The sequence below is a fragment of the Sandarakinorhabdus sp. genome (genome assembly GCF_040398645.1).
Lineage (GTDB): Bacteria > Pseudomonadota > Alphaproteobacteria > Sphingomonadales > Sphingomonadaceae > Sandarakinorhabdus.
Genome location: NZ_JBBATR010000006.1, coordinates 1 through 10379, shown reverse-complemented (window position 1 = coordinate 10379; position 10379 = coordinate 1). Strand labels below are relative to the sequence as shown.

Genomic DNA, 10379 nt, shown 5'->3' with positions numbered 1-10379 from the left:
CACGATGACAGGCTTTGGCGATGTAGGACAGCGGTGCCTGCGGCCAGGCGCCGTGAATGGCGGGCCTGCCTACCGCGGCTGCGCATTGCGTTTGCGGATAATCGAAAAGCGCAGGCTTGACGCGACCACAGCGTCGATGAGCGGCCAGAGATTGTCCACGAGGTGCAGCGCGGTGCCTTGCGCGGTCAACGCCAGGGCGGGGTTTGCGATCGGGTGGCGGGCAACTGGGGTCACGCTTGTGCGCGAGATCCAATAGATTACGGTGACAGTGCACGTTATGCCGTCCGCCACGATGCCTTACCCGGCGTATTTCACCGAGCAGCCATAGGGCCGGGTGATCGCCGGGGATGGCGCTTTGCCGGCCAGCACGGCGGTGATCGCATTCTTCGCCCAGGGCGTGGCCGTCTTGGCATCGGCTTCGATGGCAGTTGGCTTGTCGTCGATCGCACCCTGATAGGCCAGCACCCCGTCTGGGCGGATGACGAACATATGCGGCGTCGTCTTGGCGTCGTATAGCCTGCCGACCGTGCCAACGGCATCAAGCAGGTAATGCGCCGGCGCTGCCTTGCCGCTGGCGATTTCCGCCTGTGCGCCGGGGCCATCGACATGGCCTTGCTTGCCGGGTGCGCCGCTGTTGATCGACAGCCAGACGACGCCGAGCCGCGCAGCTTCGCGCTGGCGCTGCTGCATGGTGCCACTGTCATAATGGGCGCGCACGAACGGGCAGCCGCTGTTGGTCCATTCCAGCACCACGGTCTTGCCGCGCAAATCAGACAGTCGCACGAGCGTGCCATCGGCGGCGCGGGCTGCAAAATCCGGCGCGGCAATGCCGTTGATCGGGGCGGCCAGCGCTGAAGCAGACATAAATGGGGCCATCAGCAGGGCAGCAGTCACGGCTTTGATCATGGTGCAGGCCCCCGTTCAGCCGGCCAGGCTGGTCAGTTCATCAACGGTCAGAATTTGCGGCAATTCGCGTTCGCCGCCCTTGGCATCATAAAACACATAGACCGGCACGCCGGCGCGCTTGTGCTCGGCCAGCCACTGCGAAATCGCCGGGTCGCTGCGTGTCCAATCGCCTTCCATGACGGTGATGCCTTTGGTCTTGAAGCTGGCAGCAACATCGCTGGACGCCATGGCGCCCTTTTCGTTGACCTTGCAGGTCAGGCACCAATCGGCGGTCATGTACAGGAACACCGGCTTGCCGGCGCTGCGCAGATCGGCCAGCGCGGCCGGCGTGTATTTCACCGCACCCAGTTCGCTGGCGGCAACAGCAGCGCCCGCTGCGCTGGCCGGCGGGGTGCCTGTGTCCACCAGCAATGTGGCGGCAACCACCGTGGCCAGGCTTAGCGCGGATGGCAGCAGCAACGATTTGCCGCCGTGCTGCTGCGCGCCCAGCCACCACAGGAACAGCCCGAGCAGCAGCGCGCCGGCAAGGCCCATCGCCATGCCATTGACGCCGGACTGCTGGCCCAGCACCCACGCCAGCGCCAGTGCCGTAAGGAACATCGGCACGGACAGGATCGCGCGCAGCCGCACCATCCACGCCCCCGGCTTGGGCAGGCGGCGGCGCAGCGCCGGCACGAAGCCGATCAGCAGGAAGGGCAGCGCCAGCCCAAAGCCGAGCCCGGCAAAGATGCTGAGCGCCTGCACGGTCGGCAGCACCAGCGCCGCGCCCAGCGCGCCGGCCATGAACGGCCCGGTGCACGGCGTCGCGACGAAGGCCGCCAGCGCGCCGGTAAAGAAACTGCCGCGCACGCCGCCCGATCGCGCCTGATCCTGGCCAAGATTGCCGGTGGTCAGCGTCACTTCGAACAGGCCAGCCAGGTTGAGCGCGATGGCGGTGACCAGCAGCAGCAGGAAGCTGATCACCCGCGGGTCCTGCAACTGGAATGCCCAGCCGACCTGCGATCCGGCGGCGCGCAGGGCCAGCACCATGCCGCCCAGCGCCGTGACCACAATCACCACGCCAGCCGTATAGGCCAGCGCTTCGGCACGCGCCTTGCCAGCATCGACGTTGCCCTTGGCCAGCGCCAGCGCCTTGAGTGACAGGATCGGAAACACACAGGGCATGATGTTGAGGATGAGGCCGCCAAGCACAGCACCGAGCAGCACCAGCGCAAGGCCGGGTTCGCCGCCGCCGCCGGCATCCGTGCCGCCACCAATGGCGAGTGCTGCGCCGGGGCCGGGCACAGCGCCGGGCTTGGCCGAAATGGCAAAACCCATGGCCGGCTGGCCGGCCATTTCCACCCGCAGCACGCCGGCAATCTCGCCGCTGGGGCCGGGATCGGCGGCATCGGTTTCGATGCGCAGGGCGTCGCCAGCGACGGTGATGGCTTGCGGGGTGACATGGTTGATCACCAGATCGCCAGCCGGAAAAAACCAGGCGCGCCGAACCTTGTCGAGCCCGGCCATCGGCACCGAAAAGACCAGCCGCTTGCCCTGCTGCGCCCAGCTTGCGGTTGCTGCCAGCGGTTTGGGCAGTGCTTCGCGGGCGGCGCTGATGCGCGGGCCCATTACCGCATCGGCAGCGCCATTGCCGATGACCAGCGGCAGCGTGAGTGTCGCGGCTTCGGGCACGCATTGTTCGTTGCTGCACACCAGCCAATCCACCTGCACCGACACAGGAAACGCACTGCCCGGTGCCAGCCCGGCCGGCGGCGTGACCGAGGTGACCAGCACATTGGTGGTTTCATAAACATGGTTCATCAGGCCGGACACCACCAGCGTGCCGGGCACCGGATATTGCAGATCGGCAGGGGCGGCGGTGCCGGCGGGCAAGGTCCACGCGGCGCGGGTGGGCGCGCCGGCGTCGCCAGGGTTGAGCCAATAGGTGTGCCAGCCGGCCCTTGGGCTGAGTGCGATGCCGATGGTGAGCGGCTTGCCCGGCGCCGGCGCTGCGCTGGCGGCGATCAATTCCACCTTGGTGTGCGGCTGGTCACTGACCGATTGCGCCTGGGCGGGCATCGCCAGGATGGCGGCAAACAACAGCGTGAGGATGCGAATCATGACTGGCTCATGCCAGCCCGGTGGTGCAATGGAAAGGCCAGCGCCGCCGCAGGCGCTGGCCTTTCCATCCGATGATCAGGCGATCCCTTGCCGGCGCAGGCGAAGACTGGAACCTACCAGGCCGAACCCGGCGATCAACATGGCCCAGCTTGCCGGTTCCGGGATCGGGTCGCCGCCGCCCGGAATGCTGAGAAACTTGATCTGAAGATTGGCCGTCGAGTTCACCGGCGCTGTGTTGGTCCAGCCAAGCAACAGACGGCCCGTCAACGAGAAGTTGCCCGAGACATTGTCCCACAGGAAAATCTCACGATTGGTGAAGGGGTTCCCGGTGATATTGTCCGACTGATAGAGGCTGGTTGGGCTGCTGTTGATGGTCGAGTTCAGCAGGCTGCCGTTGAAGCGCAATTCCGTCAGCCGCCACGCGCTGCTGCCGCCCGATGCCATGCGCAGCTGGAAGGCGTTGACATCGGCAAAGCCGCTGCTGCTGGTTGACCAGCTATGATCCCACTGCGCCGTGCTGCTGCCATCGCCGATGCGCAACGTCATTATGTTGTTGCTGCGGGTGATCGAGAACATCACTGGCGGCGGCGGCGCGTTCACAACATCGAGACCATTGCTCTGCATGAAATTTGTCCAGGGCACGTTGATCTGGTCGGTGGTGCTGACCGTGCTGGTGTTGGCATTCACGGATGCAAAATTGGTCAGGGAACTGGCCACGCCGCTGCCGCCCGCACTGATCGGCAGGCCGGACGCTTCGGTGGGCACATGAAAACCATAGGTGCGGTTGCTGGACCCCTGAACGGCACCGCCGCTGCGGAATTCCACGACCGCGCGTTCCAACGGCGTCACGGCGTTGTTCGATGCGCCTGATGGTTCCAGATTATATCTGTTGGCGACAAAGCCGGCTTGGTTGCCAGCTGCCATCGGATCGGTGTCGAAATTTCCAAACAGATTGTCGGACGTGAAACTGGCAAAATTGCCCGTGCCAGGCGTGTCGTTGCGCAGGGCCGATGGCTGAGTGACGGCACCGGCGACATTTGCAGATAGGAGCGCGGCTGCCCAAAACATCTTCTTGATCATGATTGTGTACCCCCAACCAATGGGTGAAATTTGGTTGAGATTTCTTTACTATATGTCCAATATGGAGGTCAACCTGCTGACTTTCCATAAGCTTAAGGAAACGTTATTAATTAACGATGATTATGGAATTTTTACTTTGGTCAGCAACACTGACGCAGTTTCCGTTGAACAATTTTTTTTGCAGACAACGCAAAAAAACGCCGGGCGGCAATGCCACCCGGCGTTTTGAGGTCCGTTGTTGCGACGCCCGGTGCCGCGCGGCGCGAATCAGCGCTTGCTGAACTGGAAGCTGCGGCGGGCCTTGGCGCGGCCGTATTTCTTGCGCTCGACGACGCGCGGATCGCGGGTCAGGAACCCGGCCTGCTTCACCGGCGTGCGCAGAATCGGCTCATATTTGGTGAGTGCTTGCGCGATGCCGTGCTTGACGGCGCCGGCCTGGCCGGACAGGCCGCCACCAACGACGGTGGCAATCACATCATATTGGTCGCGGCGCTCAGCGACATCGAACGGCTGGTTGATGACCAGGCGCAGCGACGGACGTGCGAAATACACGGTCTGGTCGCGGCCGTTGATGATGATCTTGCCGGAACCCGGCTTGAGCCACACGCGGGCGATGGCGTTCTTGCGCTTGCCGGTGGCATAGGCCCGGCCATAGGCATCGATTTCCTGCTCACGCAGCGGGGCCGGCGGGCCGCCGCCGCCAGTGTGGGCGGTGTTGACCGGTGCGTCGGCGTCAAGGCCGCCGAGATCGGCAAAAGACTGGCGATTGTCGTTCATGTGATATTCCTCAGCCTGCGATCGTGCTGTTTTTGCGGTTCATGGCTTTGACATCCAGCACTTCGGGCTGCTGTGCCACATGCGGGTGTTCGGTGCCGGCAAAGACGCGCAGATTGTGCATCTGCTGGCGGCCAAGCGGACCACGCGGAACCATGCGTTCCACGGCCTTGATCAGCACACGCTCAGGGAAACGGCCCTCCAGCACCTTTGCGGGGGTGGTTTCCTTGATGCCGCCGGGGTGGCCGGTGTGGCGATAATAAATCTTGTCGGTGGTCTTGTTGCCCGTGAAGCGCACCTTTTCGGCGTTGATCACGATGACATTGTCCCCGCAATCGACATGCGGCGTGTAATTGGTCTTGTGCTTGCCGCGCAGGCGATTGGCGATGATCGAGGCAAGGCGGCCGACGACGAGGCCTTCGGCATCAATCAGCAGCCATTTTTTTTCGACTTCGGCAGGCTTGGCCGAGTTCGTGGTCCGGGTGAGCATGGCAGATATTCCAATGTTGCAAATGCGAAACGGCCAGGGCGGCAAAGCCCCGGCGCTGGATGCGGCTATTGTGCAACAATCGGTGCAGATCAAGGAAAAAGCGACGTTTTTCCGGTGTGGTATTTTAATACCGCATGCAAATGGGCTGACTCCATCAGCTGTCTGACCCGGTCCTGAAGCGGCGCAACCCCGTCGGGCGCGGCAAGAAAGGCACCGATTTCAAGCAACTGCGGGTCGCGCCCTTCGTCGCCAAACACGATTGCCGCCACCTCGGCTGCGGTCAACGGCAATGCCAGCATCCAGCCGATGCGCCCGGGTGGATGCAAAGATGGAAACGGCCGCGCCCAGACGATTCGCTGCTCCGGGATGTTCAGGCCAAATTCTTCATGCAGCTCGCGCAGCGCGCACTGTACCGGACTTTCGCTGCCTTCACGGCCGCCGCCGGGCAGATCGACCAAGCCGGGCCACGGGATGCCCGGCTTGTCGTCACGGCGATACACAAGGATCTGGCCATCGATCAGTGCGGCCAGCTTGGCACCGGCAAAATCCGCGCCGTCCCAAGCTGTGATCAGGGCTGCACCGCATGGGCCTGCAGATGGCCGAGCAATGTCACCTCGAGGGTGCGCTCGTGGCAGGCATCCAGCACCACCTCGGGTGCAAAGCCCGCCACCCGCGCCTCTTCCCAGCGGCCGGCGCACAGGCACCAGCGATTGCCGGGCACCAGGCCGGGAAAGCCATATTCAGGCCGCGGCGTGGACAGATCATTGCCGGCCTGCTGGCTGAAGGCCAGAAATTCCTCGGTCACTATGGCGCACACCGTGTGCATGCCGCGATCCTGCGCATCGGTGTTGCAGCAGCCATCGCGCTGCCAGCCGGTCATCGGTTGGGCCGAGCATTGCGCCAGCGGGCCGCCCATCACGTTCCTTGCCATTATGCCCGCTCCCCAATCCGGCCCCGGGTTGACCAGTGCGCCGCCCACACTGTCGCGGCCACCAGCAGCGCCGCACCGGCCTGATGGGACACGCCAAGCCAGACTGGCACGTGGTTGAGGATCACGGCAACGCCCAAAGCAAACTGGGCCACCACAACGCCAGCCAAACTCAACGCGCGGACACCGGCGCCAGCCCGCCACAACATACCGGACACCAGTACGACACCAACGGCAGCAACCCAGGCCATACTGCGGTGAATAAACTGCACGCTCACCGGATCAGTGACCATGTCGATGGCACTGGTCAGGATGCCGGGGGGCACGATCGCGCCAAACATCAGCGGCCAGGTGTCACTGGCATGGCCGGCCCGCAAACCGGCAGTGAACGCGCCCCAGACGATCTGAAGGCTGAGCAAAGCGGTGAGCGGCAGCACCCAAGCACGCGGGCGATCATGGCGGGGCACATCGCCGTCGATCAGGTCAAGCGCGGTCCAGATACAGCCAGCCATGATGATGAAGGCATTGGACAAATGCACGGCCAGACGTTCGGGAGCGACCTCGGTACGGTCAACCAGCCCGGATGCCACCATCCACCAGCCAATGGCGCCCTGCAGGCCGCCAAGCGCAAACAATGTCAACAGGCGGGGCCTGTAACCGGCTGGAATCTCACGCCGAATCCAGAACCACACCAACGGCAGCGCAAAGGCCAGGCCGATCACCCGGCCGAGCAGGCGGTGCACATATTCCCAGAAAAATATGCCCTTGAACGCCGCCAGACTCATGCCCTGGTTCATCAATTGATATTGGCTGGACTGCTGATAGAGGGCAAATTGGGCGAGCCATTCCGCCTCCGACAGCGGCGGGAGCGTGCCTGACACCACATCCCAGCGGGTGATCGACAGGCCGGATTCGGTCAGCCGGGTGATGCCGCCCACCACGACCATCGCAAACACCAACGCCGCCACACCAAACAACCAGCCAGCAACGGCGCGCGGCCGTGCATCAGCGCGGGAGGATGAAAATGCAGGTGCAATAGAAGCCATGAACGAGGCCCTAAACCCAAAGCGCCGGCCGCGAAAGCCAGTGCGACGGTGCGTCAGCCGCATGTCGGATCTGGCGCGACTGCCCGAAACGATGCTTGCCTATGCCAATGTAACATTGTAACACGTTCCAATGCCTCGACCAGCCACCAGCCTGCTTGATCGTCTTGCCATTGGCCTGTCTGGCCTGTGCCTGCTGCATTGCATGGCGGGTTTTGTGCTGCTCGCGGTGTTTGCCATGACTGGCGATTGGCTTGACCACCGCGTGCACATGATCGGGCTGGCGCTGGCGATGCCGCTGGCAGCGGTGGCCTTGTGGCGTGGCTGGCGCCAGCATGGCCGCAGCGAAATCGGGCTGATCGGCCTGTGCGGCTTGATCGTCATGACGGTTTCGCTGGCAGTTGAACATGGCCATGCTGCTGAAATGCTGGTGTCGATGGCCGGTGTCGGCTTGTTGGCGTGGGCGCACTGGCGCAATTTGCAGGCACTGCGCGGCAGTTGATCGCCGGAGGCCGCAGCGCGGCATCACTGTGCTTGCGTTTGCGATGTTGACTGCCGATATTGCAGGAATGTCTGCGGCACACACTCATGGTCAGCATGATTCCCGCGCCGATCTGGCCGCGGCGGCACAATCGCGGCTGGTGCAAGCGGGTGAACGCTGGACGGCGCTGCGCGCCACCGTGTTTCGGGCGCTGGCCGGTTTTGATCGTCCGGTGTCGGCTTATGATGTGACTGATGCGGTTTCGGTGGCGGCTGGCCGCCGCATTGCCGCCAACAGTGTTTACCGCATCCTCGATCTGTTTGTGGCCAACAATGTTGCCGCCCGCATTGAAAGTGCCAATGCGTTCATCGCCAATGTGCACCCCGATTGTCCGCACGACTGTATTTTTCTGGTGTGTGACGATTGCGGCCGCGCCACCCATATTGATGATGATCGTATCGCCGCCGATGTGCGCGGCGCTGCCTCTGCGGCGGGGTTTCGCGCTGTGCGGCCGGTGATCGAAGTGCGCGGCGTTTGTGCTGCCTGCGCCTGATTGGCATCATGACAGCGCAGTTACACTCCACCCGTGACAGGCGAACAGCAAGCCGCTAACGTCTGGTGATTAATTTCTTGTCAGGCGAGCCGTAACCATGATGCTTGAAACCCCGTTGCTCGATACGGTCAATCTGCCGGCTGATTTGCGCCGGCTGGAAACGGGCCAATTGCGGCAGCTGGCCGATGAACTTCGCCAGGAGATGATTCACGCCGTGTCTGTCACCGGCGGCCATCTCGGCGCCGGGCTGGGTGTGGTCGAGCTGACCGTGGCGCTGCATTATGTGTTTAATACGCCGCAGGACAAATTGGTGTGGGATGTCGGCCACCAGGCCTATCCGCACAAGATTCTCACCGGCCGGCGGGACCGTATTCGCACACTGCGCCAGCCTGGCGGGTTGTCCGGTTTCACCAAGCGCACCGAAAGCGAATATGATCCGTTCGGCGCGGCGCACAGCAGCACGTCGATCTCGGCGGCGCTGGGATTTGCAATTGCCAACAAGCTGCAGGACAAGCCCGGCAAGGGCATTGCGGTGATCGGCGACGGTTCGATGTCGGCCGGGATGGCCTATGAAGCCATGAACAATGCCCGCCAGGCGGGCAACCGGCTCGTGGTCATCCTCAACGACAACGACATGTCGATCGCGCCGCCGGTCGGCGCGCTGTCGTCTTATCTGTCGCGGCTGCTTTCCAGCCGCAAGTTTCTGGAATTGCGCGAATATCTTAAGCAAATTTCCGGCCGTGTGCTGCCGCCGCCATTGCAGAAGGCTGCGGCGCGCGTTGATGAATATGCGCGCGGCTTTGCCCAGGGCGGCGGCACCCTGTTCGAAGAACTGGGCTTTTATTATGTCGGCCCGATCGACGGCCACAATCTCGATCATCTGCTGCCGGTGCTCGAAAATGTCCGTGATGCCGGCGAAGGCCCGATGCTGATCCATGTCGTCACGCAAAAGGGCAAGGGCTATGCCCCCGCCGAAGCGTCGGCTGACAAATATCATGGCGTTGTGAAATTCGATGTCGTGTCCGGCACCCAGCACAAGGCAGCGCCCAAGGCGCCGGCCTATCAGAATGTGTTTGGCGACATGCTGATCGCCGAGGCGCAGCGCGATCCCACCATCGTGGCCATCACCGCTGCCATGCCGTCTGGCACCGGCGTTGACCGGTTCAACAAGGCATTTCCGGCCCGCACCTTTGATGTTGGCATCGCCGAACAACATGCGGTCACGTTTGCGGCTGGGCTGGCCGCGCAGGGCATGCGGCCGTTCTGCGCGATTTATTCCACCTTCCTGCAGCGCGCCTATGATCAGGTGGTGCATGATGTGGCGTTGCAAAATCTTCCCGTGCGCTTTGCGATCGATCGGGCCGGGCTGGTCGGCGCCGATGGGGCCACCCATGCTGGTTCGTTCGACATCGCCTATCTGACCACTCTGCCCAACATGGTGGTGATGGCGGCCAGCGATGAAGCCGAACTGGCCGATATGGTCCATACGGCGGCTCTGCATGACGATGGCCCCATCGCGCTGCGCTATCCGCGCGGCGAAGGCACTGGCGTCGCCATTCCCGAAACGCGCACCCGGCTGGAGATCGGCAAGGGCCGCATCGTGCGCACCGGCCACAAGATTGCCATTCTGTCGCTGGGCACCCGGCTTGCGGAGGCATTAAAGGCTGCCGACGATCTGGATGCGCGCGGGCTGCCGGCCACCGTGGCCGACATGCGCTTTGCCAAGCCGCTGGACATGGCGCTGATCCGCAAGCTGGCCGCAACCCATGATGTGCTGATCACCATCGAAGAAGGCGCCATCGGCGGCTTTGGCAGCCATGTCCTCACGCTCGCCAGCGACGAAGGCCTTATCGATGCCGGCCTGAAAGTGCGCACGCTGCGTCTGCCGGATCTGTTTCAGGATCACGACAATCCCGCCAAGCAATATGCCGATGCCGGGCTGGATGCCGCCGCCATTGTCAAAACGGTGCTGGAGGCGCTGCGTCACAACAATGTAGCGGCAGACGGGGCAGTGCGGGCCTGAA

General features: G+C 63.3%; 13 protein-coding genes. 4 read left to right on the top strand and 9 right to left on the bottom strand.

Annotation, left to right across the window (positions count from 1 at the left end):
• Positions 1–69: 69 nt before the first annotated feature.
• The 4 genes from ABWP50_RS02485 to ABWP50_RS02470 all read right to left on the bottom strand — a co-directional run bounded on the left by ABWP50_RS02485 (position 70) and on the right by ABWP50_RS02470 (position 4086).
• A complete protein-coding gene (locus ABWP50_RS02485; protein ID WP_353216407.1) occupies positions 70–291 on the bottom strand; it encodes a DUF6886 family protein in 222 nt (73 codons plus the stop codon).
• 6 nt (positions 292–297) lie between these two features.
• Positions 298–864 (bottom strand): redoxin domain-containing protein, encoded by a 567-nt coding sequence (locus ABWP50_RS02480; RefSeq protein ID WP_353216406.1) that lies wholly within the window; start codon positions 862–864, stop codon positions 298–300.
• Positions 865–921: 57 nt separating this feature from the next.
• Positions 922–3006 (bottom strand): protein-disulfide reductase DsbD family protein, encoded by a 2085-nt coding sequence (locus tag ABWP50_RS02475; RefSeq protein WP_353216405.1) that lies wholly within the window; start codon positions 3004–3006, stop codon positions 922–924.
• A 75-nt stretch (positions 3007–3081) separates the two neighbouring features.
• Positions 3082–4086: a PEPxxWA-CTERM sorting domain-containing protein gene (locus tag ABWP50_RS02470; protein WP_353216404.1), complete on the bottom strand. Its 1005-nt coding sequence runs from the start codon at positions 4084–4086 to the stop codon at positions 3082–3084.
• Here ABWP50_RS02470 and ABWP50_RS02465 point away from each other — a divergent pair.
• Positions 4079–4315, top strand: a complete 237-nt coding sequence (locus tag ABWP50_RS02465; protein WP_353216403.1) for a hypothetical protein — start codon at positions 4079–4081, stop codon at positions 4313–4315. The two genes, ABWP50_RS02470 and ABWP50_RS02465, sit on opposite strands and share 8 nt — an antisense overlap.
• Positions 4316–4353: 38 nt before the next feature.
• On the opposite strand, the gene rpsI is transcribed toward ABWP50_RS02465, so the two are convergent.
• The 5 genes from rpsI to ABWP50_RS02440 all read right to left on the bottom strand — a co-directional run bounded on the left by rpsI (position 4354) and on the right by ABWP50_RS02440 (position 7324).
• Positions 4354–4863 (bottom strand): 30S ribosomal protein S9, encoded by a 510-nt coding sequence (gene rpsI / locus ABWP50_RS02460; protein ID WP_353216402.1) that lies wholly within the window; start codon positions 4861–4863, stop codon positions 4354–4356.
• Between the two features lie 10 nt (positions 4864–4873).
• On the bottom strand, positions 4874–5350 hold the full coding sequence (rplM, locus tag ABWP50_RS02455; protein ID WP_353216401.1) for a 50S ribosomal protein L13: 477 nt from the start codon (positions 5348–5350) through the stop codon (positions 4874–4876).
• 89 nt (positions 5351–5439) lie between these two features.
• On the bottom strand, positions 5440–5868 hold the full coding sequence (locus ABWP50_RS02450; RefSeq protein WP_502950961.1) for an NUDIX domain-containing protein: 429 nt from the start codon (positions 5866–5868) through the stop codon (positions 5440–5442).
• 50 nt (positions 5869–5918) lie between these two features.
• A complete protein-coding gene (locus ABWP50_RS02445) occupies positions 5919–6281 on the bottom strand; it encodes a DUF2237 family protein (protein ID WP_353216400.1) in 363 nt (120 codons plus the stop codon).
• Positions 6281–7324 carry a COX15/CtaA family protein gene (locus tag ABWP50_RS02440; protein WP_353216399.1) on the bottom strand — a complete coding sequence of 348 codons (1044 nt, stop codon included), beginning with the start codon at positions 7322–7324 and terminating at the stop codon, positions 6281–6283. The genes ABWP50_RS02445 and ABWP50_RS02440 overlap by 1 nt, the downstream gene beginning before the upstream one ends.
• A 130-nt stretch (positions 7325–7454) precedes the next feature.
• Here ABWP50_RS02440 and ABWP50_RS02435 point away from each other — a divergent pair, with 130 nt between their 5' ends.
• The 3 genes from ABWP50_RS02435 (at position 7455) to dxs (ending at position 10378) form a co-directional block, all read left to right on the top strand.
• Positions 7455–7823, top strand: coding sequence for a MerC domain-containing protein (locus tag ABWP50_RS02435; RefSeq protein ID WP_353216398.1), 369 nt, complete (start codon positions 7455–7457; stop codon positions 7821–7823).
• A gap of 67 nt (positions 7824–7890) precedes the next feature.
• A complete protein-coding gene (locus ABWP50_RS02430) occupies positions 7891–8355 on the top strand; it encodes a Fur family transcriptional regulator (RefSeq protein WP_353216397.1) in 465 nt (154 codons plus the stop codon).
• 97 nt (positions 8356–8452) lie between these two features.
• A complete protein-coding gene (gene dxs / locus ABWP50_RS02425) occupies positions 8453–10378 on the top strand; it encodes a 1-deoxy-D-xylulose-5-phosphate synthase (protein WP_353216396.1) in 1926 nt (641 codons plus the stop codon).
• The last annotated feature ends 1 nt before the right edge of the window (position 10379 follow it).